This window comes from Testudinibacter aquarius (assembly GCF_004342725.1).
In the GTDB taxonomy this organism is placed as follows: domain Bacteria; phylum Pseudomonadota; class Gammaproteobacteria; order Enterobacterales; family Pasteurellaceae; genus Chelonobacter; species Chelonobacter aquarius.
The window spans coordinates 221,706-248,536 of the sequence record NZ_SMCP01000003.1 but is presented as its reverse complement, the minus strand read 5'-3'; the positions used below and the strand labels follow the sequence as shown (position 1 = coordinate 248,536).

General features: G+C 45.9%; 23 protein-coding genes and 1 pseudogene. 9 read left to right on the top strand and 15 right to left on the bottom strand.

The window, feature by feature from the left end:
• Positions 1-33: 33 nt before the first annotated feature.
• The 5 genes from EDC16_RS04630 to atoD all read right to left on the bottom strand — a co-directional run bounded on the left by EDC16_RS04630 (position 34) and on the right by atoD (position 4,878).
• Complete coding sequence (locus EDC16_RS04630; protein ID WP_132965892.1) at positions 34-1,380, bottom strand: GntP family permease; 1,347 nt, start codon at positions 1,378-1,380, stop codon at positions 34-36.
• A gap of 93 nt (positions 1,381-1,473) precedes the next feature.
• Complete coding sequence (locus EDC16_RS04625) at positions 1,474-2,250, bottom strand: 3-hydroxybutyrate dehydrogenase (protein ID WP_132965890.1); 777 nt, start codon at positions 2,248-2,250, stop codon at positions 1,474-1,476.
• A gap of 54 nt (positions 2,251-2,304) precedes the next feature.
• Positions 2,305-3,486 carry an acetyl-CoA C-acetyltransferase gene (locus EDC16_RS04620; protein WP_132965888.1) on the bottom strand — a complete coding sequence of 394 codons (1,182 nt, stop codon included), beginning with the start codon at positions 3,484-3,486 and terminating at the stop codon, positions 2,305-2,307.
• A 44-nt stretch (positions 3,487-3,530) separates the two neighbouring features.
• Positions 3,531-4,187 (bottom strand): 3-oxoacid CoA-transferase subunit B, encoded by a 657-nt coding sequence (locus EDC16_RS04615; protein ID WP_132965886.1) that lies wholly within the window; start codon positions 4,185-4,187, stop codon positions 3,531-3,533.
• Between the two features lie 34 nt (positions 4,188-4,221).
• On the bottom strand, positions 4,222-4,878 hold the full coding sequence (atoD, locus tag EDC16_RS04610; protein WP_132965884.1) for an acetate CoA-transferase subunit alpha: 657 nt from the start codon (positions 4,876-4,878) through the stop codon (positions 4,222-4,224).
• Between the two features lie 299 nt (positions 4,879-5,177).
• On the opposite strand from atoD, the gene EDC16_RS04605 reads away from it, so the two are divergent.
• Entirely contained in the window at positions 5,178-6,074 is an 897-nt protein-coding gene (locus EDC16_RS04605) for a LysR family transcriptional regulator (RefSeq protein ID WP_132965882.1), read from the top strand.
• A gap of 83 nt (positions 6,075-6,157) precedes the next feature.
• Here the strand turns inward: EDC16_RS04605 and EDC16_RS04600 are convergent, their stop codons facing one another.
• From EDC16_RS04600 to fdhD, 8 genes are all read right to left on the bottom strand, one after another.
• Positions 6,158-6,988 (bottom strand): class II glutamine amidotransferase, encoded by an 831-nt coding sequence (locus EDC16_RS04600; protein WP_132965880.1) that lies wholly within the window; start codon positions 6,986-6,988, stop codon positions 6,158-6,160.
• Positions 6,989-7,355: 367 nt separating this feature from the next.
• A complete protein-coding gene (gene gdhA, locus EDC16_RS04595) occupies positions 7,356-8,705 on the bottom strand; it encodes an NADP-specific glutamate dehydrogenase (RefSeq protein ID WP_132965878.1) in 1,350 nt (449 codons plus the stop codon).
• Between the two features lie 123 nt (positions 8,706-8,828).
• Positions 8,829-10,295, bottom strand: a complete 1,467-nt coding sequence (gene ubiD, locus EDC16_RS04590) for a 4-hydroxy-3-polyprenylbenzoate decarboxylase (RefSeq protein ID WP_132965876.1) — start codon at positions 10,293-10,295, stop codon at positions 8,829-8,831.
• A gap of 53 nt (positions 10,296-10,348) precedes the next feature.
• Positions 10,349-10,510 carry a hypothetical protein gene (locus tag EDC16_RS12670; RefSeq protein ID WP_157330475.1) on the bottom strand — a complete coding sequence of 54 codons (162 nt, stop codon included), beginning with the start codon at positions 10,508-10,510 and terminating at the stop codon, positions 10,349-10,351.
• A gap of 3 nt (positions 10,511-10,513) precedes the next feature.
• Positions 10,514-10,804 carry a type II toxin-antitoxin system RelE/ParE family toxin gene (locus EDC16_RS04585; RefSeq protein ID WP_132965874.1) on the bottom strand — a complete coding sequence of 97 codons (291 nt, stop codon included), beginning with the start codon at positions 10,802-10,804 and terminating at the stop codon, positions 10,514-10,516.
• Entirely contained in the window at positions 10,797-10,958 is a 162-nt protein-coding gene (locus EDC16_RS12665) for a hypothetical protein (RefSeq protein ID WP_157330477.1), read from the bottom strand. Before EDC16_RS12665 ends, EDC16_RS04585 begins: the two co-directional genes overlap by 8 nt.
• Before the next feature lie 65 nt (positions 10,959-11,023).
• Positions 11,024-13,837: a DNA polymerase I gene (polA, locus tag EDC16_RS04580; protein ID WP_132965872.1), complete on the bottom strand. Its 2,814-nt coding sequence runs from the start codon at positions 13,835-13,837 to the stop codon at positions 11,024-11,026.
• 66 nt (positions 13,838-13,903) lie between these two features.
• The gene (gene fdhD / locus EDC16_RS04575) at positions 13,904-14,701 is read right to left on the bottom strand and encodes a formate dehydrogenase accessory sulfurtransferase FdhD (RefSeq protein WP_332835431.1); all 798 of its coding nucleotides are present in this window, start codon (positions 14,699-14,701) and stop codon (positions 13,904-13,906) included.
• 254 nt (positions 14,702-14,955) lie between these two features.
• On the opposite strand from fdhD, the gene fdnG reads away from it, so the two are divergent.
• Genes fdnG through fdhE form a run of 4 tightly spaced genes read left to right on the top strand, consistent with a single transcriptional unit; the run spans position 14,956 to position 20,511 of the window.
• On the top strand, positions 14,956-18,012 hold the full coding sequence (gene fdnG / locus EDC16_RS04565) for a formate dehydrogenase-N subunit alpha (protein WP_139690358.1): 3,057 nt from the start codon (positions 14,956-14,958) through the stop codon (positions 18,010-18,012).
• A 1-nt stretch (position 18,013) separates the two neighbouring features.
• Entirely contained in the window at positions 18,014-18,919 is a 906-nt protein-coding gene (gene fdxH, locus EDC16_RS04560; RefSeq protein WP_132965864.1) for a formate dehydrogenase subunit beta, read from the top strand.
• Positions 18,920-18,921: 2 nt separating this feature from the next.
• Positions 18,922-19,590 (top strand): formate dehydrogenase subunit gamma, encoded by a 669-nt coding sequence (locus EDC16_RS04555; RefSeq protein ID WP_132965862.1) that lies wholly within the window; start codon positions 18,922-18,924, stop codon positions 19,588-19,590.
• Entirely contained in the window at positions 19,591-20,511 is a 921-nt protein-coding gene (fdhE, locus tag EDC16_RS04550) for a formate dehydrogenase accessory protein FdhE (RefSeq protein WP_132965860.1), read from the top strand. It abuts the gene before it with no gap.
• Positions 20,512-20,558: 47 nt separating this feature from the next.
• On the opposite strand, the gene EDC16_RS04545 is transcribed toward fdhE, so the two are convergent.
• Positions 20,559-21,182 carry a DUF417 family protein gene (locus EDC16_RS04545; RefSeq protein ID WP_132965858.1) on the bottom strand — a complete coding sequence of 208 codons (624 nt, stop codon included), beginning with the start codon at positions 21,180-21,182 and terminating at the stop codon, positions 20,559-20,561.
• A gap of 257 nt (positions 21,183-21,439) precedes the next feature.
• Positions 21,440-22,270, bottom strand: a complete 831-nt coding sequence (locus tag EDC16_RS04540; protein ID WP_132965856.1) for a formate/nitrite transporter family protein — start codon at positions 22,268-22,270, stop codon at positions 21,440-21,442.
• A gap of 394 nt (positions 22,271-22,664) precedes the next feature.
• Here EDC16_RS04540 and prfB point away from each other — a divergent pair.
• The 4 genes and pseudogenes from prfB to EDC16_RS12895 form a co-directional block, all read left to right on the top strand.
• Positions 22,665-23,763 (top strand): peptide chain release factor 2 gene (gene prfB / locus EDC16_RS04535; RefSeq protein ID WP_132965854.1). Its coding sequence is split into 2 segments (ribosomal slippage): positions 22,665-22,739 and positions 22,741-23,763, totalling 1,098 coding nucleotides; the frame shifts between segments, so codons are not numbered across the junction.
• A 43-nt stretch (positions 23,764-23,806) separates the two neighbouring features.
• Entirely contained in the window at positions 23,807-25,315 is a 1,509-nt protein-coding gene (lysS, locus tag EDC16_RS04530) for a lysine--tRNA ligase (RefSeq protein ID WP_132965852.1), read from the top strand.
• Between the two features lie 297 nt (positions 25,316-25,612).
• Positions 25,613-26,419: an EamA family transporter gene (locus tag EDC16_RS04525; RefSeq protein WP_341866882.1), complete on the top strand. Its 807-nt coding sequence runs from the start codon at positions 25,613-25,615 to the stop codon at positions 26,417-26,419.
• A 249-nt stretch (positions 26,420-26,668) separates the two neighbouring features.
• Positions 26,669-26,782: pseudogene (locus EDC16_RS12895) on the top strand (DMT family transporter); the annotation flags it as partial.
• Between the last annotated feature and the right edge of the window lie 49 nt (positions 26,783-26,831).

Here is a 26,831-nt window from a genome sequence, read left to right as displayed (position 1 = left end):
TGGCGAATCCGCTATCGCCATGCCAAATGGGGATTATACGATGCCGAGGCTGGCCAAGCCGATAACCGTAATCAAAGAGACGGTCGGGATCACGAGTGATACCATGGCAATATCAAAGTAGCTTTGGCGGTGGCTCATGCCGGTAATCACTAACAACGTTAAAACGGCTCCGTTATGCGGCAAGGTATCCAGCCCGCCGGAAGCAATGGAAGCAACACGATGGAAATGTTCGATATTTAAACCCTGAGCCATTGCCAATTCATAATACTTTTGCCCCAAACTTTCCAGTGCAATTCCCATGCCGCCGCTGGCGGAACCGGTTGCTCCGGCAAGTGCGGTGACAGATACCGCTTCGGAAATCAGAGGCGAACCTTTGATATTCAACAGAAAATCAGATAGTGCTGCAAATCCGGGAACGGCTTTCACCACGGAACCAAAGCCAACGGCTGCCGAGGTGTTGACAATCGCCAGCACCGAGCCGTTTGCCCCTTCGTTAATGGCTTTAATAAAGCTTTTATATTGTGCGGCACTCAGGACTAAAATCAGGATAATCCCGATAAGCAAGGCAATTATTATGGATAACTTGACTACGTTTAGTGCGACAACAACAGAAATTAGCGGCAACATAGAGAGCCAGAAATTGGGTCTACTATTTTTTATTGGGTTAACGACTGTTTTTGTCTGGTCTGATGAGGCTTTTGCTAAATTCTCTTCATCTTCGGTTCGGACAGTTTGTGTGGATTCTGGTTCAATAAACACTAATCCTTTGTTACGAAGTGCGGTTTCACGATAAACCAGCCAATAGTATCCTAGTACTGCCATAATCAGTGCCGATACGGCACCCATTAATGGTGCGGCGGCAGGTGTGGTATGGAAATAGTGGGTCGGAATTAAATTTTGAATTTGCGGCGTACCAGGAATGGCGGTCATGGTGTAGGTGAATGCGCCCAAGGCAATAGTGCCCGGCAAAAGTTGGCGGGAGATATTGGCTTGGCGGAACAGTGCAACACCGAGTGGATAAACGGCAAAAACAACCACAAACAGGCTGACGCCACCATAGGTAAGAATCGAACAGGCGACAACCACCGCCAAAATCGCGCGTTTTGCTCCCAGCCATTTGCTAATGGTTTGCGCAATGGCGTTTGCCATTGAAGTGACTTCCATCAATTTGCCAAAGATTGCGCCCAGCATAAAGATGGGAAACCAGGTTTTGGCAAAACCGACGAAACCACTCATGTAATCACCGGTATAAGCCGTTAATAAGTCTAATCCGCCAAATAATGCGACAACACCGGCGGCTATTGGGGCGACCCAAATAATCGACCAGCCCCAAAAAGCCAATACAATGATGATCGTTAGACCAAGCAGGATTCCTAACATATTCATTCTCCTGTCTATCAATACAGAAATAAAATTATCGCTCGAGAAAAGCCGATGTCATCCCTGAAATCGGCTTTGGTCAGTTTACGTTGATTATTGTGCGGTATAACCGGCATCAATCACTAGGTTTGTGCCGGTGATGTGTTTGGCGCAAGGGCTGGAGGCAAACAGAACCAAGCTGGCAATATCGTCGATATCAATTAATGTTTTTTGCGGAATCAGTGGATACAACACTTCTTCCAACACATTTTCCAGACTAACGTTGCGGGTTTTGGCTAAATCTTTCATTTGATTCAGCACCAACGGCGTTTCGATATACCCAGGACAAATCGCATTGACGGTAACGCCGTCTTTGGCACATTCCAGCGCAGCGACCCGAGTGATTCCTATGATCCCGTGCTTAGCGGCGTTATAGGCTACCTTACCGGCAAAACCGACTAAACCGTTGATGGACGATACGTTGATAATGCGTCCGAATTTTTGCGCTTTCATAATCGGCAGGCAGTGCTTAATCGTAAGGAAGGATGCGCGCAACATAATTTGGATCATCAAATCGAATTTTTCGGTCGGGAAATCCTCTATCGATGCGACATGCTGAATACCGGCATTGTTGACAAAAATATCCAGTCTACCGAAATGCTTATGCGCAGTTGAAATTAAGTTTTCAATCTCAGCTTCTTTCGTGACATCCGTTTTCACCGCCAACAGGTTCGGATGATTTAACTCTTGCAGCCGTGCCGCCAATGCTTCTTCATTCACATCACTAATGACCACTTTCGCACCGTTTGCCAAAAATTTTTTTGCCATATGCAAGCCGATACCACTGGCAGAACCCGTAATGACAGCAACTTTTCCATTTACATCAATCATTTTTAACCTCAACTTGTTATTATTAATCAGATTATTACCGATAAAAGAGAAAAACTAGAGACGCTCAACCACCATTGAAATCCCTTGCCCTCCGCCAATACATAATGTTGCCAACCCTAATTTGGCTTGTTTTGCCTGCATGCCGTACAACAATGTCACTAAAATACGTGCGCCGCTGGCACCAATCGGGTGCCCTAGTGCAATGGCGCCGCCGTGGATATTGGTTTTTTCCAGATCAAAGAGTAATGTTTTTCCTACGCCTAAAAATTGAGCGGCAAAGGCTTCGTTGGCTTCGACAAGATCAATCTCTGCCAACGTCAGATTGGCTTTTTGCAGGGCAGCTTGTGTTGCTTGGACCGGCCCTAATCCCATCACGGCAGGATCATTGCCTACGCTGGCATAACTGCGGATGCGGGCTAACGGCTGCAATCCTAATTCAGCGGCTTTACTTTCACTCATGAGCAACAAGGCGGCGGCACCGTCGTTAAGGCCGGAAGCATTGCCCGCCGTCACGCTGCCTTCTTTTTTAAATGCGGGTTTCAATGCGGCAAGTTGTTCAAGGGTAGTGTCGAATTTAGGGTGTTCGTCACGATTGAACACCTTCTCACCCTTACGCGTTTTTACGCTTACCGGAATAATTTCTGCATCGAACACACCGGCTTGAACCGCCTGTGAAGCCAGTGTTTGCGAACGTAAGGCAAATTCATCTTGCTGCTGACGAGTAATGCCATAATGTTCGGCGATATTCTCTGCAGTGATTCCCATGTGATAATGGTTAATCGCGCAAGTTAAGCCGTCTTCAATCATGCTATCCTGCAAGGTTAAATTGCCCATTCTGGCGCCCAACCGCACTTTGCTGCTCAGCAGGTAAGGCGCTTGACTCATATTTTCCATGCCGCCGACCACGACAATATCGGCATCACCACTACGAATAGCCTGAGCCCCTAATACCACGCTTTTTAAGCCTGAGCCGCACACTTTATTAATTGTGAGCGAGGGGGCTTGCTGATAAATACCTGCTTTTAAAGCGGCTTGCCGTGCCGGGTTCTGTCCCAGGCCGGCTTGCAGCACATTGCCCATAATCACTTCATCAACTTGATCGGCAGCAACATTTGCCCGCTGTAACACTTCTTTGATCACCAAAGCGCCGAGATCAACCGCACTTACGGTAGCAAGGGCGCCGTTAAAGCTGCCAATCGGTGTTCTGACGGCGCTGACAATAACAATATTTTCCATATTGAGTTCCTTTTTGTTCTGTTGATTATGCTCAATGGCAAAAATTAATGATTAATCATCATCTGCTTAAAATCGTCTGCCACAACAAATTCGGCGTCGGTCTTGGCTTTAATGGTTGCCAAATCTACGTTAGGTGCATGTTCTTGTAAGGTTAATTTGCCATCAATAAAGCTAAAAACCGCCAACTCGGTCACGACCATATGCACTTTATTTTTTGCTGTTAAAGGTAGGGTGCATTTTTTGAGAATTTTTGAAGAACCCGATTTAGCACAATGCTCCATGCCGATGATGACTTTACGCGAGCCGGTGACGAGATCCATTGCTCCTCCCATACCCGGCACCATTTTTCCCGGCACCATCCAATTGGCAAGATTCGCTTCCTGATCAACTTCCAAGCCGCCCAATACGCAGGCATCAACATGTCCGCCGCGGATAAGGGCGAAAGAAAACCCGCTATCAAAAAACGCGCCGTCAGCCTTAATTGAACAAGGCTGCCCGCCGGCATTCACGATATTGGGGTTGGCATTTTCCGGATCATATGCGGTTAAGCCCAAGAAACCATTTTCTGACTGCAAGGTGATGTTCACATCCGCAGGCAGATAATTGGCCACCATCGTTGGCAAGCCGATTCCCAAATTGACGACATCACCGTCTTTTAATTCCATTGCAATACGGCGTGCAATTAATTCTTTTGCATTCATATCCTTTTCCTTTTTTAAAGCGTCACTTGACGGGTCAAAGTGCGGGTTTCAAAACAATATAGTCCACCAAGGTTGCCGGCGTGATGATGTGATTCGGTTCCAATTCTCCTACTTCCACCAAATAGTCGGTCTCGACAATCACGGTTTTGCAAGCCAACGCCATCAACGGATTGAAATTTCGGGCAGAGCCATCATAGATTAAATTTCCGGCAGTATCGGCGGTATGGGCTTTAATCAACGCCAAATCGGCTTTCAGCGGCAGTTCCAATAAATAATCGACCTGATCAATTTGTATTTTTTGTTTTCCCTCTTCCACCACGGTGCCAACGCCGGTTGGAGTTAAAATTCCGCCTAAACCGGCACCGCCTGCACGAATGCGTTCTGCAAACGTACCCTGTGGCACCAATTCGACTTCGATTTCACCGGCAATCATTTTTTTTCCGGTTTCTGGATTGGTTCCGATATGGGAGGCAATTACTTTTTTAATTCTATTATTGGCAATGAGTGGACCGACACCGGTATCGATCAAGGCAGTATCGCTACTAATCAGGGTAATATCTTTGGTACCGGCCTCTAAAATAGCCTGGACTAAGGTCTCCGCCGAACCAATCCCCATAAAACCGCCTGACATGATGCTCATTCCATCAAAAAGATGATGCTTTACCTCTGCAACAGAAATAACTTTAGACATAATAATTCTCCAAATGATATATATTTTATTTATACATTAATTAATGTCGTATAAAATCCATAGAATATAGAACAGACTATTTCTAATACCTATCCATCTCTATAGAACTAGGTGATTGCATAATTTTAATTATTTTTCAGTATGTTGTGATTGTCTCTATACTTGTTAAATTATCTGTAGTGAGCATATCAATAAAATAATAGAAAAAGAAATACTGATTTTTTAGACATCTATCAATTTTTTTTATAGAAATTTGATATACCATAGGCGAAGTTATGTAAGTTGACAGAGGAAAGGGTATGGATATACGGCATCTGCGTTATTTTATTGCTATTGTGGATAATAATTTTAATTTGAGTCGTACCTCACAGCATTTATATATTTCACAACCGGCACTCAGTATGATGATCAATGAATTTGAAAAACGTGAAGCTATACAGTTATTCAAACGAACACAAGGGAAAATAGTGGGTTTAACTTATGTGGGCGAGAATTATTATCGTGACGCAAAAGAAATTGTCGAAAAATATAATGAGATGAATCAAAATTTACATAAAATCACTAATCAAATCACCGGTAATATTACCATCGGTATTCCGCCATTGGTTTTATCGGTGGTGTTTTCTGAAATTATGCCATATCTTATTTTGGAAAATCCGACAATTAATTTCAGCATTAAAGAACAGGGTGCATATGTATTAAAAAAAGAATTGCTGTTAGAAAATATTGATTTGGCAGTATTGCTTTATCCAGAAGGGATATCTAAGAATATAATTGATTCTTTTGAGATTTCACATTCAGAACTCTCGGTGTTTTTCTCTCCGGAACACCATTTGGCACAAAAAGAGATTTTGACCTGGCAAGATTTACACAATGAAAAAATGGCGATATTTGATAAAACATTTATGATTTATCATCAATTAAGCGAGCACTTCAAACGGTATAATATTTATCCGAATATTATTTTGGAATCGAGCTCTTGGGATTTTCTATTAAATTCGACTAAAATTAATAAAGCATTATTAACTATTTTACCTTTTCCGATTTCTGAACTTTATCCCGCTTCTGATTATGTTTGCCGAAAAATTAAAGATCCGGTACCTTGGCGAGTGACATTATGTCGGTTACGCAAAAATAATTATAGCAATATTGAAAATTATATTTTAGATTCACTGCTTAAAGCATTTAAATCATAAAGGGGTAAGCGATATAATGTAACCGCACTTTATTTAATGTACAATTCAATCTAAAGTGCGGTGCTATGAAGTAAAAAGTTAGATTAAGCTACGCGAGATTGAGTGCATTGAGTGCCGTCATCTTCCATCAGTTTATATTCACCGACCACTTCATGGATTTTTTCGCCGTCTTTAAACATCACAAAGCCGCCGTGTTCCATTTTGACCCACGCTTCATTTTTGGTCAGTGGAAAAGTGGAGATGATATTCACTCGGTCATTTGGTTTAGCGAAGTCGTTGAAGTCGATCACACCGTCGTCATCAATGCGGAACGCTTTGCCGAACGGGGCTTTGCGCATCACATAATGCAAATGAGTGGAGCAGTGCGCCAGCATGATTTGCCCGTTAGAGAGGATAAAATTGAATGTGCCTAACTCGCCCAATTCTGCCGCAATGTCATAAACTGCGTTAAAAATCTCTTGGTCGCTCGGTTTTTTGTGATACCGCACTTTGAGTTTTTCCACCATATAACAAAATGCAGCTTCGGAATCGGTACTGCCAATCGGCTGCGCACGACTTTCGGACAGATCTGGCATGGTTTTCAAGTTGCCGTTATGCGCAAACACCCAGTTTTCGCCCCAAATTTCACGCATAAACGGATGGGTATTCTCCAGATTGACCACCCCTTGAGTCGCTTTGCGGATGTGAGCGATCACATTTAGTGATTTGATGTGATATTGTTTGACGCAATCAGCGATCGGTGATGAGCTGCATGGCTTGTCATCACGAAAAACCCGCACGCCTTTTCCTTCAAAAAACGCAATACCAAAGCCGTCGGAGTGGTGGTCGGTGATTCCTGCGCGGCGGCGAAAACCCTCAAATGAAAACACAATATCGGTAGGGCTGTTACAATTCATGCCCAAAAGTTGACACATAAAATGCGATCCTGTAAAGCTCAAAAACGCTTTCGTTAAAGAAACGAAAAGATAAGTCGAATGGTGCAGAATTATACGCTTTTTTTATCAATAGAAAATAGGGGGTTATTCTTTTTTAGCAGTTTTTTTACGCTTTTCAGATCGCCTGTGTCGAATTGAGTGACCGCACTTTTGATTTAGCAGCCAGTATTTTTCATGACTAAGTTTGCAGGGAAAAGTGTGGCTTGATTAGCGAGGGTAACTGTTTGATAAATAATTGTTACTATATCAAAATACATAATTCTGAATACGATACACAATAAAAAAACCGAGAAAATTTTCATCTCCTCAGTTTTTTATGGGTTAAAAGTGCGGTCTATCTTATTCGTTAATACACACCTTGCGCCAGCATGGCATCCGCCACTTTGACGAAGCCGGCAACATTGGCGCCGACTACATAGTTGATATTGGCTTCGCCTTCGCTTGTACCGTATTTTTTACAGTTGGCGTGGATATCCAGCATAATACGTTTTAACTGTGCGTCCACCTCTTCGCGGGTCCAGTATAAACGCTGCGAGCTTTGTGCCATTTCCAAACCGGAGGTGGCGACACCACCGGCGTTGGCGGCTTTGCCCGGTCCGAACAGAACACCGGCTTCCAATAAACGATCGGTTGCTTCGATAGTCGTTGGCATATTGGCACCTTCTGCAACCAGCTGAACACCATTGGCAATCAAGGTCTCAGCGTCGGCTAATTCCAGTTCGTTTTGGGTAGCGCAAGGCAGAGCAATATCGGCTTTAACTTCCCAAGGGCGTTTGCCAGCATGGTATTCTAAACCGAATTGTTCGGCATAATCTTTCACGCGGCCACGTTTGACTTCTTTGATCTCTTGCAGCGCAGCCAATTTTTCTGTGGTGAAACCGTCTTTATCATAGGCATAGCCCGAAGAGTCAGAACAGGTCACCACTTTTGCGCCCAGTTCCAACGCCTTTTCAATCGCATATTGCGCCACGTTGCCAGAACCGGATACCGTTACGGTTTTACCCGCAAACGATTGTCCTTTTTCTGCTAACATCGCTTGTGCGAAGTAAACCAAGCCGTAACCGGTAGCTTCCGGGCGAATCAAGGAACCGCCGAAAGACAGACCGCGTCCTGTAAACACACAGGCGGCTTGGTTAGAGAGTTTTTTCATGTAGCCTGCCAAGTAACCGACTTCACGTCCGCCTACGCCAATGTCGCCAGCCGGTACATCGGTGTCTGGTCCGACATGACGGTATAATTCCGTCATTAACGCTTGGCAGAAACGCATCACTTCCGCATCGGATTTGCCTTTCGGATCGAAGTCCGAGCCGCCTTTTCCGCCGCCCATCGGTAATGTGGTTAAGGCGTTTTTAAAGGTTTGCTCAAAGCCGAGAAATTTTAAAATTGAGAGGTTGACTGAAGGGTGGAAGCGCATGCCGCCTTTGTATGGCCCGATTGCACTGTTGTATTGCACGCGGAAAGCGCGGTTGACTTGTACTTGTCCTTTATCATCAGTCCATGCCACGCGGAACTGGATCGCACGTTCAGGTTCTACTAAGCGCTCGAGTAAGCTTTGCGAGGCGTATTTTGGATTCTTTTGCAGGAACGGCCATAATGAGGTGATGACTTCTTTTACGGCTTGCAGGAATTCGGCTTGGTGACCGTCACGTTTGGCGAGTTGTGCTAAAAAAGCATCAACGGTGGTTAAATTGCTCATGGATTTACCTTCTTTTTGTTTCAGTATGTGTTGTGTAAGTATTGTTGGTTTTATAATTGTAATAAAAAATCCTCTTGGCAATGTTATACCATAAGAGGATTTTTATTCTAAACGATATTTTTTCTAAAAAATAGACAATTTTTCCCATATTTCATCTATTTTTTTCACTATTTCTTCTTTTTTCCTTATTGGAACTCCCCATTCTCTGCTCGTTTCGCCAACCCATTTATTGGTGGCGTCGATCCCCATTTTAGACCCCAAACCGGCAACCGGAGAAGCAAAATCCAGGTAGTCAATCGGCGTGTGTTCTACGATAGTGCAGTCTCGCGCCGGATCGCTGCGGGTGGTGATTGCCCAAATCACATCTTTCCAGTCACGGGCGTTAATATCATCATCGCATACAATCACAAATTTGGTGTACATAAACTGACGCAGAAACGACCAGATTCCCATCATCACCCGTTTGGCGTGCCCCGGATACTGTTTTTTGATAGTTACCACCGCCAAACGGTAGGAACAACCTTCGGGCGGCAGGTAAAAATCAACGATTTCAGGGAACTGTTTTTGCAAAATTGGGATAAATACTTCATTCAACGCTTCGCCTAACACTGCCGGTTCATCGGGTGGACGACCGGTATAAGTGGAATGGTAGATCGGATTTTGCCGCATAGTGATGTGAGTGACGGTGAACACCGGAAAATATTCCTGTTCGTTATAATAACCGGTGTGATCGCCGTAAGGCCCTTCAAGTGCGGTTTCAGCTGGATCAATATAGCCTTCCAGCACGATTTCCGCACCGGCCGGCACGTCCAATTCATTGGAAACTGATTTGACTACTTCGCTTTTATGACCACGCAATAAACCGGCAAAGGCATATTCCGACAGGGTGTCGGGAATTGGGGTGACCGCACTTAAGATTGTCGCCGGATCCGCGCCCAGCGCCACCGACACCGGAAACGGTTGGTTAGGATGCGCCTCTTTCCACTCCTGAAAATCCAATGCCCCGCCGCGATGTGACAGCCAACGCATAATCAATTTGTTTTTTGCAATAAGTTGTTGGCGATAAATTCCCAAATTCTGCCGTTTTTTGTGCGGTCCTTTGGTGATGGTTAAGCCCCACGTTACCAATGGTGCCACATCGTCTGGCCAACAGTGCATAATCGGTAGCTTATATAGATCGACATCTTCTCCCTGCCATATAATCTGCTGACAATCGGCTTTGCCCAGCACCTTGGTCGGCATATTCAGTACCTGTTTGAACTGCGGCAGCTTGTCAATCAGGTCTTTAAAGCCTTTGGGTGGATCCGGTTCTTTTAGAAATGCCAGCAATTTGCCGACATCACGCAGGGCAGTTACATTCTCTTGCCCCATCCCCAGTGCCACCCGCCGTGCCGTACCAAACAGGTTACATAACACCGGCATATCATAACCGACCGGGTTTTCAAACAGTAACGCCGGCCCACCCAAACGCAAAGTGCGGTCAGCAATTTCGGTCATTTCCAAATGCGGATCAATCGCCTGTGAAATTCGCTTCAACTCGCCTTGCTGCTCCAACAAGTCAATAAAATCGCGTAGGTTTTTGTATTTCATGGTTATTATCTTTATATTGAGAACCCTACACGATGAGCGCACAGGGTTAAGTATTAGTCAGTCGTGCTGCGGCTGGAGAGGGAGTTGGCAATCGCACTCATTGCACGTTCATAAAATTCTTCAGAAGTAAAAAGACGACCATTTTTGATATCTTCGTTCGATTTTTTAACCCGCTCCGCAACAAATTTTTTGTATTCTGTTGTCTCTACTTCCATTTTTTAACTTCCTTGAATTGGCGGATAAAGTTGGCGACAATGAACAATCGTTACAATTAAAATTTTTTTCGCAGTAATACGATAAACAACTCGATAACCCCGAGGATAAATTTCGCGTGTACCTAAAATAGCGCCAACAACACCCATTTCAGGTGTCATCTGCAATAATTCCATTGATTTTTGAATATCACCAAGTACATTTATCGCACTTTGTAAGCCAACAAACTCCGTAATATTCGCCATAATATTTTCAAGGTCATTATTGGCAATATCAGAATACTCAAGCTCAAGCATGTTTTTTCATATCTTCAGCCGCTCTTAAAGCTGCTCTAATCGCATTTTCATATGCCTGCTCAGCCGTATAAGTCCGTCCTTCACGGATAGCCTGATCGCCAAGTTGAATTTTTTTAGCGAGGAATTTGTTATATTCTGTTGTTTTTGTTTCCACTATCTTAACTCCTTTAAAGAGATTATTCTTTACTCTACCCCTTGCACGATTTTTCGTCAATTCAACTAATGTGCTTCGTCCCAATTATCACCAATGCCCACTTCGGCAATCAGGGGAACGCTGAGCTCGGCGGCTTGTTCCATCAAGCTTTTAATCCGTTCGGCATAAAAATCCACTTTATCCGACCGCACTTCGAACACCAGTTCATCGTGTACCTGCATAATCATTTTGATCTCATCACTGTGGCGGATTTCATTGTCGATCAACAGCATCGCCCGTTTGATAATATCCGCGGCGGTGCCTTGCATTGGGGCGTTGATAGCCACCCGTTCTGCGCCTTTGCGGCGCATCGCATTGGCGGATTTGATTTCCGGCAGGTAGAGACGGCGTTTAAACAGCGTTTCGACGAAGCCCTGTTCGCGTGCTTTTTGTTGAATATCCTGCATGAACGTCTGTACGCCCGGATAGCGTTGGAAATAAAGGTCGATATATTGTTGTGCCTGCCCACGGGCAATGCCCAACTGGCGTGCCAAACCAAAGGCGCTCATGCCGTAGATCAACCCAAAGTTGATCGCTTTGGCGCTGCGGCGCTGCTCCGGTGTAACTTGATCCAAAGCGACGCCAAAAATTTCGGCTGCGGTGGCACGGTGAATATCCTGTCCTTCAGCAAATGCTCGGTTTAGCCCGGCATCATTAGATAGGTGCGCCATAATCCGCAATTCGATTTGTGAATAGTCGGCAGCGATAATTTTATTACCTTCAGCGGCAATAAAGGCTTTGCGAATGCGGCGTCCCTCTTCGGTGCGGATCGGGATATTTTGCAGATTCGGATCGCTGGACGACAAACGCCCGGTGATTGTCACTGCCTGATGATAAGAGGTGTGCACCCTGCCGCTGTTTTTATCCACCATTAACGGCAGTTTATCGGTGTAGGTTGATTTCAACTTGCTCAAACCACGGTGTTCGACCAAGAGTTTTGGCAGTTCATGTTCGTAAGCTAGCTCTTCCAACACCTCTTCATTGGTGGACGGGGCGCCTTTCGGGGTTTTTTTGATAATCGGTAAACCCAGTTTATTAAATAAAATCTCTTGCAACTGCTTGGTGGACGCCAGGTTAAACGGCTCACCCGCCAACTCGTGCGCTTGTTGCTCCAGTTGCGTCAGGCGGACGCCGATCTGGTTTGATTGTTCAAATAATAAATCGCTATCCAACAACACACCGTTGCGCTCAATGCTGGACAACACCGACACCAGCGGCATTTCCAATTTTTCAAACAACTCGACCAAGGTTGGCTCGGTTTGCAGTTTTTGCCATAAGGTTTGGTGCAGTTTCATGGTGACATCGGCATCTTCCGCCGCATATTCTGCGGCTTGCTCGATTGGAATTTGGTCAAACGTCAGCTGGTTTTTGCCCTTGCCTGCCACTTCCTCGAAACTAATGGTACTGTGCCCCAAATAGCGCTGCGCCAAGTCGTCCATATTGTGTCGCCCGGTGCTGTCGAGGGTATAGGATTCCAGCATAGTGTCGTAGGCGATACCTTGCAGTTGGATGCCGTGGCGGATAAAAATAGTTTCGTCATATTTGATATTTTGTCCGACTTTTTGAATCTGTGGATTTTCCAAAATCGGTTTTAAGGCGGCAAGTGCGGTCTGTAGCTCCAACTGTGGCGGCACATCTAAATAACGGTGTTGCAACGGCAGATAGGCCGCTTCGCCGTTGGGCAAGGCGAACGAAATCCCGACTAGATTGGCCTGCATATAATTCAGGCTGTCAGTTTCGGTGTCCAGTGCGATCAAATTTGCCGACGCCAATTTTTCCAGCCAGTGGGCAAAATCGCTTTCAGTCAGAATGGTTTGATATAAAGTGCGGTCAATCTGCACCGCTTCTACTGCATTAACAGGCGCGCTAACCGCACTTTCGCTGGTGGTCGGCGTTGCCTGATAGCGGTTGAAGGTTGCGGGTTGGACTTCACCTGAAGTGACCGAACTTGCCCCGTTTTGCAAGATTTCATTCAACCAACGCTTAAATTCATAACGTCCAAAGGCTTCGATCAGCTCATCGGTCTGTGCGCTTTGCATCGTCAGTTGCTCGTAAGTGGTTTCCAACTCAACATCGGTTTTAATCGTGGCAAGCAAGTAAGAAAGATCGGCAATTTCTTTGGCTTCCGCCAGTTTATCGCCCAGCTTTTTCGCACCACGAATCGGCAGTTCTGCTACTTGATCCAAGTGGGCATAAATCTGTTGCATACTGCCGATGCCTTGCAGCAGCCCAAGTGCGGTTTTTTCGCCGACACCCGCTACACCGGGGATATTGTCCGAACTGTCACCGCGTAATGCCAGATAATCAATGATCAACTCCGGCGGAATGCCGTATTTCTCCACCACACCATCGCGATCCAATAAGGTGTTGTTCATGGTGTTGATCAGCATAATGTTGTCGTCTACCAACTGCGCCATATCTTTATCGCCGGTGCTGATCAACACTTTCTGACCGCACTTTGACGCACGCACGGCGAGCGTGCCAATTACATCGTCCGCCTCCACGCCGTCAATCACCAACAGCGGAATGCCCAACGCTTTAATCATGCTGTGCAACGGTTGAATCTGCTTGCGTAAATCGTCCGGCATCGGCGGACGGTGCGATTTGTACTGCTCGAACAGTTCATCACGAAAGGTCTTGCCTTTGGCATCAAACACCACCGCCAAATAGCGTGGATTGGCTTGGGCAATCAGGCTTTTCAGCATATTCAACACCCCATACATCGCCCCGGTCGGCTCACCCAGCGAGTTGGTCAATGGCGGAAAGGCGTGAAAGGCACGGTAAAGATAGGAAGAACCGTCCACAAGGACAAGGGGGTTATCGGCAATTTTGGCTGTCATAAATGATCACTTTTTTAATAGATGAAGTTGAATGGTATTGTAGCAAAAGTGCGGTCGAAAAAGGGATTAAATTACAAACCTTTCCCGCCTGGAATACACCGTCGCCCGATTTTCGCGGGCGAAGCCGACGAGGGAAAGGTTGTACTGCTGCGCTAGATTGACCGCAAAGTCGGTGGCGGCGGAGACGGCAATCAAAATTTCAATCCCGCAGGCGACACTTTTTTGCACCATTTCGTAACTGGCTCGGCTAGTGACTAAGACAACACCTTGCAGCTGACCGCACTTTTGCTTCTCTTTAGCATGCCAACCGAGTAATTTATCCAGCGCCACATGACGACCAACATCTTCACGGATTGCCAACAGTTCACCATGTAAATTAAAAAATGCAGCGGCATGGGTGGCGCCGCTTTGTTGCGCCAACTGTTGCGCTTGTTGCAGCTGTTGCAAGCAGCCGTTGAGTTTGGTTAAGTCAAATTGCAAAGTGCGGTCGAGCGGTTGCAGCGGACGGGTGACGTGCTGTAATTGTTCCACTCCGCATAAACCGCATCCGGTGCGTCCGGCAAGGGTGCGTCGTTTCTCTTTTAACGCCATAAAACAACGGCTTGCCATTTCAATTTGCACTTCAATGCCGTTGCTGACGACCACTACCTCAAGCGAATAAATCTCGCTTGGCTGGTCGATAATGCCTTCGGCAAGGGAAAAACCCAGCGCGAAATCCTTCAAATCAGCGGGACTGCACATCATCACCGTGTGCGCAATGCCGTTATACACCAGAGCGACCGGCACTTCATTGGCTAAAATATCTTGTTTTTGCAGCCAATGTGACGGTTTTTCAGTGGCATTATCGTGGCAATTAAATTGCATAACCGCTCTTTGGCACAAGGTTGACGACATATTTCCCTCTAATCATAAATGGGTAAATTATACTAATTTTGATATAACTCACAAAATTACGTTATATCACATTGATCTGGATTATATAAACTGATTTTGTATATTGCACGGCGCGTGGAACAAGAGTAAGCTACGCTTGAAATGTAACTTATTTTACATTTCCGTTACAACTGAAAAAACGAATGATTATTTTACTCTATCTCTCACAATTTTGAGGAGTTCTTATGCAACTCAGCAGAAGAAAATTCTTTAAAGTTTGTGCAGGAAGCATGGCAGGGACAACCGCTGCCGCATTGGGTTTTGCGCCGGCAACCGCACTTGCTGCGCCGCGCTCGTATAAACTTTTACGCGCACGCGAAACCCGTAACACCTGTACTTACTGTGCCGTAGGCTGTGGCATGTTGCTATACAGCTTGGGCGACGGGGCAATGAACGCCCGTGAAAAACTGGTTCACATCGAAGGCGATGCGGATCACCCGGTCAGCCGTGGGGCGTTGTGCCCGAAAGGCGCCGGCGCATTGGATTATGTCAACAGTGAACGCCGGGTGCAGTATCCGGAATACCGTGCGCCGGGGGCAAAAGAGTGGACTCGCATCAGTTGGGAAGAAGCCTATGAGCGTATCGCCCGCCTGATGAAAGATGACCGTGATGCCAATTTTATTCCGACTAACGCTGATGGGTTGCCGGTCAACCGCTGGTTGTCGACCGGGATGTTGATGGCATCGGCTTCCAGCAACGAAACCGGATTACTCAGCCAAAAATGGGCGCGTGCGCTCGGCATGATTGCCATTAACAACCAAGCGAGTATCTGACACGGACCAACGGTAGCAAGTCTTGCTCCATCATTTGGTCGCGGTGCCATGACAAATCACTGGGTTGATATTGCCAATGCCGATTTGGTTATCGTGATGGGCGGTAATGCCGCTGAAGCACATCCTGTCGGTTTCCGTTGGGTTATCGAAGCGAAAAAACGCCGTGGGGCGAAGTTGATGGTGGTCGATCCGCGCTTCAACCGTACCGCAGCAGTCGCAGATTTCTATTCACCGATTCGTTCCGGCACTGATATTGCGTTTTTATCCGGTGTTATCAAATATTTGTTGGATAACGATAAAATTCAGCACGAATATGTGCAGCAATACACCAATGCCAGCTATTTAGTGAATGAAGGTTTTCAGTTTGAAGACGGACTGTTTACCGGCTATAACGAAGAGAAGCACCAGTACGATAAATCGACTTGGAACTATCAATTTGACGAAGAAGGTTTTGCCAAACAAGACCCGACTTTGCAGGATCCACGTTGTGTCATCAACTTGTTGAAAGCGCACGTTTCTCGCTATACTCCGGAAATGGTAGAGCGAATTTGCGGCACTAAGCAAAAAGATTTCCTGCATTTCTGTGAAGAGATTGCCAAAACGGCAGCACGGGACAAAAACGCTACTTTCTTATATGCGTTGGGCTGGACCCAACATACGGTCGGTTCGCAAAATATTCGTACCATGGCGATGATCCAATTGCTGTTAGGCAATATTGGAGTTGCCGGCGGTGGCGTGAATGCGTTGCGTGGCCACTCTAACGTACAAGGGATTACCGATCTCGGCTTGTTCCCGAATATGTTGACCGGTTATATGCCGTTGCCGACCGATAAAGATGCGTCTTTGGAAGCGTTTTTAACTCGGATTACACCAAAATTGACCCAGAAAGATCAGGTTAACTATTGGAAAAACACCCCGAAATTCTTTATTAGTTTGCTCAAAACCTTCTACGGCGACAAAGCGACGAAAGACAATGAATTCGGTTATCACTACCTGCCGAAAATTGATGGCGCTTATGATCATTTCCGCTACATCGATATGATGTTTGAAGGTAAAGTTAATGGCTATCTGTGCCAGGGCTTTAACCCGATAGCTTCTTATCCGAACCGGGCGAAAATGATGACTGCACTGAGCAAGTTGAAATATCTGGTGATTTTTGATCCGCTCAAAACCGATACCTCGGATTTCTGGCAGAACTACGGCGAATATAACGATGTGGACACTGCCTCTATTCAAACTGAAGTATTCCGCTTGCCGACGACCTGCTTTACCGAAGAAGACGGCTCGATTGCCAACTCCGGTCGTTGGTTGCAATGGCACTGGAAAGGTAATGATGCGCCGCAAGAAGCTAAACCGGATGTGGAAATTTTATCCGAACTGCGCGAATACCTGTTACACCTGTACCAAAAAGAGGGTGGTCAGGGAATTGAGCCGTTGCAAGCGATGCAATGGAACTATCGTAATCCGTTAGAACCGCTGCCGGCTGAACTGGCAAAAGAAAATAACGGTTATGCCTTAGAAGATTTGCTGGATGAAAACGGCAACGTGCTGGTTAAAAAAGGCGAACTGCTGTCCAGTTTTGCACAATTGCGTGACGATGGCACCACCTCGTCCGGCTGTTGGATCTACACCGGTCAATGGACGGAGCAGGGCAATATGATGGCACGGCGTGATAATTCTGACCCATCAGGCTTGGGCAATACCTTGAATTGGGCGTTTGCATGGCCGTTGAACCGTCGGGTGATCTATAACCGTGCTTCTGCCGATCGCCAGGGCAATCCTTGGGATCCGACCCGTCAATTGGTGAAGTGGAACGGCAAAAACTGGAACTACACCGATATTGCCGATTACACCACTGCGCCTCCGGGCAGCAATATCAGTCCGTTTATCATGCAGCCGGAAGGGGTTAGCCGTCTGTTTGCGATTGATAAAATGGCGGAAGGTCCGTTCCCGGAACATTACGAACCGATTGAAAGTCCGATCGGCACCAATCCGCTGCATCCGAAGGTGATTCACAATCCGGCGGCACGTATTTTGCCAAACGATAAGAAAACTATGGGCAGTGCGGATGAATTCCCTTACGTAGCGACCACTTACCGCTTAACTGAGCATTTCCACTATTGGACCAAAAATGCCTTGTTAAATGTGATTGCTCAGCCTGAGCAGTTTATCGAAATGGGCGAGGTGCTGGCAAAAGAGAAGGGTATCAACAATGGCGATACGGTGAAAGTGTTCTCCAAACGGGGTTATATCAAAGCCGTTGCGGTGGTGACCAAGCGGGTGAAAGAGCTGGAAGTGGATGGTAAAACCATTCATACCATCGGTGTGCCAATTCACTGGGGCTTTGCCGGTGTGGGCAAAAAAGGCTTCTTTGCCAATAACTTGACACCAAGTGTCGGCGATGCCAATACACAAACACCAGAATATAAAACCTTCTTGGTGAACATTGAAAAAGTGACGGGGGCTTAATATGGCAGTTCAAACTCAAGATATTATTAAAGCCTCTGCGACTTCGTCCCTGACCCCGCCGCCACAGACGCGGGATCATAAAGTCGAAGTAGCAAAACTGATCGATGTCAGTGCCTGTATCGGCTGTAAAGCCTGTCAGGTGGCGTGTTCCGAATGGAATGATTTGCGTGATAAACCCGGTACGTGTATCGGGATTTACGATAACCCGATTGATTTAACCGCCAAATCTTGGACGGTGATGAAGTTCAATGAAGTGGAAGAGAATGATCGTCTGGAATGGTTGATCCGCAAAGACGGCTGCATGCACTGCGCAGAACCGGGCTGCTTGAAAGCCTGTCCGTCACCGGGAGCGATCATTCAATATGCTAACGGGATTGTGGATTTCCAATCGGATAAATGTATCGGTTGCGGTTATTGTATTGCCGGTTGTCCGTTCAATATTCCGCGTATTAACGAAGCAGACAACCGTGCTTACAAATGTACGCTCTGTTCCGATCGCGTTAATGTCGGGCAAGAGCCGGCATGCGTCAAGACTTGTCCGACCGGCGCAATCCATTTCGGCAGCAAGGAGTCCATGAAGCAGTATGCAGAGACCCGAGTAGCTGATTTGAAAGCACGCGGTTATGAAAACGCCGGTTTGTACGATCCGCAAGGCGTCGGCGGTACGCATGTGATGTATGTGTTGCACCATGCCGATAAACCGGAGTTGTATTCCGGTTTACCGAAAGATCCGTCAATCAGCCCGGTCGTCAGTCTGTGGAAAGGTATGTTGAAACCGCTGGCGGGCATGGCGATGGGTGCGTTGGCAATTGCTTCTGCCGCACATTACATTGGGGTCGGGCCAAATACGGAAGAGGACGATGAAGAACTGCAAAAACCACTCGATCCACATGGGAAAGGAGAATAATCATGGTTGATTTAAACAGAAAAGTTATTCGCCATAACCTGAAAGAGCGGTTGAGCCACTGGTTGTTGGTGCTGTGCTTCTTTATGACCGCACTTTCCGGACTGTCGTTTTTCTTTGCAGACTTTGCTTGGATTGCAGAAGTATTGGGCACACCACAACTAGCACGGGTGTTGCACCCGTTCACCGGTTTGGTGATGATTATCGCCTTTGCCATTTTGGCGAAACACTATTGGCGTGATAACTTGATTGAAAAAGGCGACTGGCAGTGGTTGTTCAATGTGGTTGAGGTGCTGAAAGGTAACGAACACCATGTTGCGGATGTTGGTCACTACAATATGGGACAAAAGTTGCTGTTCTGGACCTTGATTATGGCGTTAGTCATTTTATTGGTCACCGGTGTCATCATGTGGCGTCCCTATTTTGCCGAGAATTTTTCTATTCCAGTGATTCGGATTGCATTATTGCTGCACGCTACCAGTGCCATTGCCCTAATATTGGGGATCATGGTGCATGTGTATATGGCAATTTGGGTTAAAGGCTCGATTCGAGGTATGGTTGAAGGCTGGGTAACAGCGCGTTGGGCAAAAAAACACCATCCACGCTGGTTCCGTGAGTCCATTCTACCTGAATTGGAGAAAGAGCATAGACAAGGGAAGCAAGAGCATAAATAAATGAGTATTCGCATTCTAGCGGAAAGCGAAATCAAACAAGCAGCGGCGGGGTTTTTTGCTCCACCGCTGCTTTTCGCCAATCCGAAAAATTTATATCAACGCCGGGCAGCCCGTTTGCGTAAGCTGAGCGAGAATCACCCGTTGCAAGATTATCTGCGTTTTTGCGCCAATATTGCCGATGCCCAGTTAGACTTATTGCAAACGGCACCGATTGCTGCGGATGTGCGCTTAAGTGCGGTCAAAGACAATGCTGCATTATTGGCACAACAGCCGTTGCATTGGAAAAACTGGCAGCGCGATCCGATTTGGCTTGAACTGTTACAGCAGTTGTTACAACGGATTAAACCGAGTGCCAATGATGCCATTTTAGCGACGATTGAGTGGTTGGAAAAAGCTTCTGCCAGCGAGCTGAACGCACTAGCCAATCAGCTGTTACGTGATAATATGCTGTCTAATCAAAGTGATAAGGCTATCTTTCTGTGGGCGGCACTGTCGTTGTACTGGACTCAATTGGTACAACAAATTCCGCATCAAGCCAAAACCGAACTGGGCGAAAACCGCCAATTCTGTCCAGTTTGCGGCTCTGCGCCGGTTGCCAGTACGATTCAGCTTGGGGAAGTGCAAGGTACGCGTTATCTGCACTGTTCGTTGTGCGAAAGTGAATGGCATATGGTGCGGGTGAAATGCAGCAATTGTGAGCAAGGCGGCAAGTTGAATTATTGGTCGCTGGATTCAGATCATGCGGTGAAAAGTGAAAGCTGCGATGACTGCCATAGCTATCTGAAAGTCTTGTATCAGGATAAAAACCCTGAGGTTGAAGCCGTTGCCGACGACCTCGCCAGTCTTTTCCTCGACGATGAAATGGAGAAAATGGGCTACGCCAAAAGTGCGGTCAACCCGTTTTTATTCCCCTCAGAATAGTAAGAGCAAACAAACAAGGGGGATTGATTTTATCCCCCTTCTATCTTTTAAGCCCTGGCTTTCAGAAAACGCTGTGCGCATTCTGAGGCGGCGGTCAACCCACCTGCCATCATGATAATATCTTTCAAAATTAACCGACCTGCCCCCGACAGGTATGGGAAGCCGTAATTCGGTGTCGGCAGGTCACCGCCTAAATTCAGTACATACGTCTCCGGAGTGGTGATCAAAAACGAGAGCGTAACAATCGACATTCCGAACGTTAGCAAGCCGCCGAGCATGCCTGTCGTCGGATTCCAAATTCCCGATAAGGTCAGTAAGCCAATAGTGACAATCACTGCGCCCAAACCGTAAGAGAACGGATAAGTCCCGTTTTGTTTATGCCAATCAATATTTTTTTGTACCATTTTTCCTTCTGGGTTTTTGTATAAGGTATATTCTTTGACCAACTCGCCTTTCTCATTTTCAACCATTTTTTGACTGTCTTTGTAGAAAAAACTCATAAACGGACTGTTGGCAACAAAATGCACAATGCCGTCGGCTTCATACTGAAATGCCTTCAAGCCGCCAATCCACAACATCACGATACAGATAGCGATTCGGATAAAATTAATAAATATACGTTGTTTATCGGCAAGAAATTCTGCCGCAATTTTGATGATATTAACGCTCATGTTGACCCCATTATTATTAGATTGAAAAATGCCTTAAAAAGCTTCAGCGAAGCGGTATGATTACCTAGATAGCACCGATTGCAACTGAATATTATTCTCATTTAATAAAGTGTGACAGGTGAAATAATCGCAATAACACCGATGTAAAATCTTAATGGCAATAGAATATGATCTCATACATAAAAATAACGAGATGGGAATAAGGCGGAAAGTGCGGTTTGGGCAGATCGCTATTGATCTGCCCAATGTTCAAATGCTTATTTTTTACCGATTTCGTCCGTAACTTGGCCGTAAATCATAATGGTAAACACGACGGTTCCACCGAGAATATTGCCTAACGCTGTCGGACCTAAGAAGGTGACGAAATAGTCATAGAGATTGGCATCTCCTTGAATCACCAGATAAGCCATTTCTGCTGAACCGACCACCACATGAGTAAAATCCCCCAAGGCGATCAAATAGATAAAGAAAAAGATCATCACAAATTTGCCGTTACCGACCGTTGGCATCATCCACACCACCGATGCAATCAAAATACCCGCCGGAATACCGCGCAGAATATTGTCGCTGACCGACATTGAGGCAACGTGATGGGCTATGTCATTCATTGCCACCACAAATTCAGGATTGAAAACGTGGTGGTTTTGTAAAAACAACGCTGCCAAGGTGGTGCCGATTAAATTGGCACCGAACACCGTTGTCCATAACTTTGCTACCGCCAGCAGTTTTTTTAGACTAAGCGGATTAAATAAGGGAACTACGGTAGTAATAGTATTTTCGGTAAACAATTGCATCCGCCCTAAAATCACCAACAAAAATCCGACGGTATAGCCCATATTGGTAATCAACGGAGCCCAAGGTTCATTTGGTGTATAAGCGGTAAATACGGCCTTGAAAATAAAGGAAAATGTAATGACTAATCCTGCGGTAATGCCTGAAAAAATCAGCGCTTTAGTTGGGCGCGATAGTTCTTCAATCCCGTCTTGGCGGATAATTTCATACAGCAAGCGCGGGCTCAAACGCTCGTGTTCCTCCACCGCCATGCGATCGCGATAGGATAATTTGCTGCTGTTTAATTCTGATTTCATTATTCCTCCTGTTCGAGTATAGGGGCTGTTGATCTTTGTTTATAATTTGAGCTATAGACTATTTTTCGCCAATACAAGGAAAAAGTTGTGAAGTTTAGTGATTCTAAACGAACGACTTTTAACGCAGTAGTGGCGAAAAAGAGTCATAGTCCTGCGGATTGTGCTTATTTTAAACGACAACTCAAAATATAAACAAAGATCAACAGCCCCTATTATTTGAGCAAAAAATTAAAAAAGTTTGCCACTATAACATAAACCGTGAGTAAATAAAAAATGCCATCAACAACCGCCCCAACCGCACTTAAATGCAGCAAACAGAATTGTGCCTGTTAAATCGTCGCTAAATATCATATAATTTCTCCCCTTTACAGTGAATTTATAATCGGTATTTAGAATGTTTGAAATTAATCCCGTCAAAAACCAAATCAGTGATCTCGGGCAACGCACCGAGGTTCTTCGGGGGTATCTTTGACTTCGACGGCAAAGTCGAACGATTGGAAGAGGTTAATGCTGAATTAGAGCAGCCGGATGTGTGGAATGACCCGGAAAAAGCACAAGCACTGGGCAAAGAGCGGTCAGCGTTGGATGCGGTGGTCGATACCATTCGCACCTTGGATCAAGGTTTGCAAGATGCCGAAGGATTGTTGGAATTGGCGGTAGAAGCCGAGGATCAGGAGACCTTCGATGAAGCAGTTGCCGAGCTGCAAGAGCTGGAGGCCAAACTGGCGCAATTGGAGTTCCGCCGCATGTTCAGCGGTGAACACGACAGCGCCGATTGCTATGTCGATTTGCAAGCCGGTTCCGGCGGTACCGAAGCGCAAGACTGGACCGAGATGTTGGTTAGAATGTACCTGCGTTGGGCGGAAAGTAAGGGCTTTAAAACTGAATTGATGGAAGCTTCCGATGGTGATGTTGCCGGGATTAAATCTGCTACCATTCGGGTCAGCGGCGAATATGCTTTTGGCTGGCTGCGTACCGAAACCGGTATCCACCGCTTGGTGCGCAAAAGCCCGTTTGATTCCAACAACCGTCGCCACACCTCGTTTAGTGCCGTGTTTGTTTACCCTGAAATCGATGAAGATATTGACATCGACATCAATCCGGCGGATTTGCGGATTGATGTTTACCGTGCCTCCGGTGCGGGCGGACAGCACGTCAACCGAACGGAAAGTGCGGTGCGGATCACCCACATTCCGAGCGGAATCGTGGTGCAATGCCAAAACGACCGCTCACAGCACAAAAATAAAGATCAATGTATGAAGCAGTTGAAAGCCAAGTTGTATGAAATGGAACTACAAAAGAAAAATGCTGAAAAACAAGCGTTGGAAGACAGCAAATCCGACATCGGCTGGGGCAGCCAGATCCGCTCGTATGTGCTGGACGATGCCCGTATTAAAGATCTGCGCACCGGCATTGAAAACCGCAACACCCAGGCGGTGTTGGATGGTGATTTGGACAAATTTATCGAAGCCAGCTTAAAAGCCGGCTTGTAACCGAATATTGAAATAACCCTAAGGAATACATAAGGAATACATTATGTCAGAACAACAACTTCCGGAACTGGATCTGCACGGTGAAATGTTGGTGCGTCGCGAAAAACTGACCGCACTTCGCCAGCAAGGCAATCCGTTTCCGAACGATTTCCGCCGTGAGCATTTGGCGCAAGATCTGCATCGCCAATATGAAAACGAAGACGGCGAAACACTGAAAGCGCAAGAAATTGCCGTGAGCGTTGCCGGACGGATTATGACCCGACGTAAAATGGGTAAGGCTAGTTTTATCACTTTGCAAGATATGAGCGGCAGAATTCAACTGTATGTGGCGCGCGATCTATTGGCGGAAGGCGAATATGAGAGCCTGATGTCGCTGTTGGATTTGGGCGATATTGTCGGTGCCAAAGGTACACTGTTCAAAACCAAAACCGGCGAGTTGACCGTGCGCTGTACCGCACTTGAGCTGCTGACCAAAGCATTGCGCCCATTGCCGGATAAATTCCACGGCTTGAGCGATCAAGAAACTCGTTACCGCCAGCGTTATCTGGATTTGATCAGCAACGATGATTCGCGCCGTGCGTTTGTGATCCGCTCCAAAGTGATCAGTGGCATTCGTCAATTCTTCCTGGATAAAGGTTTTATGGAAGTGGAAACGCCGATGCTGCAAGTGATTCCGGGCGGGGCGGCGGCGCGTCCGTTCGTCACCCATCACAATGCGCTGGATATTGATATGTATCTGCGGATTGCGCCGGAACTTTACCTGAAGCGCTTGGTGGTCGGCGGCTTTGAGCGGGTGTTTGAGCTGAACCGCAACTTCCGCAACGAAGGGGTGTCGGTACGCCACAATCCTGAATTCACCATGTTGGAATACTACCAAGCCTACGCTGATTACCACGATTTGATGGACAACACCGAAGAGCTGTTGCGCAAATTGGCGTTGGATATTCTCGGCACCACCACCGTGCCATACGGTGAATACACGTTTGATTTTGGCAAACCGTTTGAACGCTTGACGATGACCGATGCCATTTTGAAATACGGCGACAATATCCAAGCTGAACAACTACAAGATTTTACCCAAGCCAAAGCCCTAGCGGAGAAATTGGGCATCGAAGTGCAGAAATCATGGGGCTTGGGCAGCGTGATCAATGCCATTTTTGAAGAAGTGGCAGAACACCATCTGATTCAGCCGACGTTCTTGATGGCGCACCCGGCTGAAATTTCACCGCTGGCACGGCGTAACGATGACAATCCGGAGGTGACCGATCGTTTCGAATTGTTTATCGGCGGACGTGAAATCGGCAACGGTTTCTCCGAGTTGAACGATGCCGAAGACCAAAACGCCCGTTTCGACGAACAAGTTGCCGCTAAAGAAGCTGGCGATGATGAAGCGATGTTTAAGGACGAAGACTTCGTGACCGCACTGGAACACGGCTTGCCACCAACTGCCGGTGAAGGCTTGGGCATTGACCGCTTGGCGATGATCTTCTCCAACTCACCGTCAATCCGTGATGTGATTCTATTCCCGGCAATGCGGCAGCATAAAGATTAACTGGTGTTACACAAAGAAAAGCCGCTATCAGCTGATGTTGATAGCGGCTTTTTCGTTTTTCGATTTGCCAACCGCACTTTGTACCATAAGTTATGCCAAGTGCGGTTATAAGAAGTGCGGTTATAAGAAGCTCGGTTATAGAAAATAACGATATAATATAATTAATAAAGTTATACTCTGTAATTATCAGTATAAAAATATTATCGCGTATTTTGTAATTATGAAAAAATGATAAAATTGTACTTTATGAATGCGAAATTAAAATGTGAAATCAAAAGAAGTGATTTCCACGGGTAAATGATGAAGAATGAGTATAGCATACGAATAATTTATATTGTCTTAATGGGGTTTGGTTTTCCTATTATGCGCTATATGAGCTTATATTTTGATCCTTTAAATAATAATGCCATTCGCTTTCTTTTTGGCAGTTTATTTTTATTATTGATTTGTGTATTCAAATTTAGAAGTATTTTAAAAGACTGTTTAGCTGATCCGATTTTAATTTCTAAATTAAGCCTGCTTGGTTTATTGATGACGGCAAATATGTACTGCTTTATGAACGGACTGCGTCACACCAGTGCGTTGACCGGCAGTATTTTCGGGATTTTAGCGATGCCGCTTGGTATCTTGATGATAGCGCTGTTTTATCAGGATGAACGGCGTAAAATTCAGCAGCGTACGTTTTATCTCGGCGGCGGGTTGGCAGTTATCGGCTCGTTAATTTTTGTTTTTTATGGCAATCAAGCCACTGCTGGGAATGAGAGTGCGGATTTTATTCACGGTGCTTTTTTTCTTGCGACGGCTATTTTTATACAGTCTCTACAAAATGTCATTGTCAAAGATATTGCGACAAAACTGCATGTTATTATTATCAGCACCACCACTGCGACGATTGCCGGATTAATTTTTCTAGCGCTAGCAATCTTCAGTGGCAAAATAAATCAACTCAGTGTGGTCAGTGATAGCTTATTAATTGCGTTGGCGCTGTCCGGTATTTATGGCATTTTAAGCGGAATGTTGTTGGCATTTTATATCGTGCAAAAACAAGGTGTGGTGATTTTTAATTTAATCCAATTGTTAGGGTCTGTTAATCTTTATTTATAATTTGAGCTATAGACTATTTTTCGCTAATACAAGGCAAAAGTTGTGAAGTTTAGTGATTCTAAACGAACGGCTTTTAACGCCGTAGTGGCGAAAAATAGTCATAGTCCAGCGGATTGTGTTTAAAATGAACACACTCGTCGTTGTAATCCTCATCAATAGTCCCGCTATTGATTTCGGCTTACGCCTAGATTGTGTTCATTTTAAACAACAACTCAAAATATAAATAAAGATTAACAGACCCTAGTACCATTATCTACTGCGCTGGTCGGTTATGTTGCCTTGAATGAACAAATTAATCTTATGCAGGCAATTGGAGCGCTGATTGTGCTCTGCGGTTGTTTGTTGGCGTTGAAAAAAAGATGAGCCATATTCAAATTGAATACAGCTCATCCACTTTAGTCGGCTGATGAAG

Coding starts and splice junctions, on each gene's coding strand:
- EDC16_RS04620 (WP_132965888.1), bottom strand. CDS start 3,486: ATGGAAAATATTGTTATTGTCAGCGCCGTCAGAACACCGATTGGCAGC.
- EDC16_RS04545 (WP_132965858.1), bottom strand. CDS start 21,182: ATGAGCGTTAATATCATCAAAATTGCGGCAGAATTTCTTGCCGATAAA.
- EDC16_RS12670 (WP_157330475.1), bottom strand. CDS start 10,510: ATGGAAGTAGAGACAACAGAATACAAAAAATTTGTTGCGGAGCGGGTT.
- EDC16_RS04555 (WP_132965862.1), top strand. CDS start 18,922: ATGGTTGATTTAAACAGAAAAGTTATTCGCCATAACCTGAAAGAGCGG.
- lysS (WP_132965852.1), top strand. CDS start 23,807: ATGTCAGAACAACAACTTCCGGAACTGGATCTGCACGGTGAAATGTTG.
- EDC16_RS04585 (WP_132965874.1), bottom strand. CDS start 10,804: ATGCTTGAGCTTGAGTATTCTGATATTGCCAATAATGACCTTGAAAAT.
- gdhA (WP_132965878.1), bottom strand. CDS start 8,705: ATGAGCAATTTAACCACCGTTGATGCTTTTTTAGCACAACTCGCCAAA.
- polA (WP_132965872.1), bottom strand. CDS start 13,837: ATGACAGCCAAAATTGCCGATAACCCCCTTGTCCTTGTGGACGGTTCT.
- EDC16_RS04605 (WP_132965882.1), top strand. CDS start 5,178: ATGGATATACGGCATCTGCGTTATTTTATTGCTATTGTGGATAATAAT.
- EDC16_RS04540 (WP_132965856.1), bottom strand. CDS start 22,270: ATGAAATCAGAATTAAACAGCAGCAAATTATCCTATCGCGATCGCATG.
- EDC16_RS04630 (WP_132965892.1), bottom strand. CDS start 1,380: ATGTTAGGAATCCTGCTTGGTCTAACGATCATCATTGTATTGGCTTTT.
- EDC16_RS04600 (WP_132965880.1), bottom strand. CDS start 6,988: ATGTGTCAACTTTTGGGCATGAATTGTAACAGCCCTACCGATATTGTG.
- ubiD (WP_132965876.1), bottom strand. CDS start 10,295: ATGAAATACAAAAACCTACGCGATTTTATTGACTTGTTGGAGCAGCAA.
- fdhD (WP_332835431.1), bottom strand. CDS start 14,701: ATGCAATTTAATTGCCACGATAATGCCACTGAAAAACCGTCACATTGG.
- EDC16_RS04615 (WP_132965886.1), bottom strand. CDS start 4,187: ATGAATGCAAAAGAATTAATTGCACGCCGTATTGCAATGGAATTAAAA.
- EDC16_RS04525 (WP_341866882.1), top strand. CDS start 25,613: ATGATGAAGAATGAGTATAGCATACGAATAATTTATATTGTCTTAATG.
- atoD (WP_132965884.1), bottom strand. CDS start 4,878: ATGTCTAAAGTTATTTCTGTTGCAGAGGTAAAGCATCATCTTTTTGAT.
- EDC16_RS04625 (WP_132965890.1), bottom strand. CDS start 2,250: ATGATTGATGTAAATGGAAAAGTTGCTGTCATTACGGGTTCTGCCAGT.
- fdxH (WP_132965864.1), top strand. CDS start 18,014: ATGGCAGTTCAAACTCAAGATATTATTAAAGCCTCTGCGACTTCGTCC.
- fdhE (WP_132965860.1), top strand. CDS start 19,591: ATGAGTATTCGCATTCTAGCGGAAAGCGAAATCAAACAAGCAGCGGCG.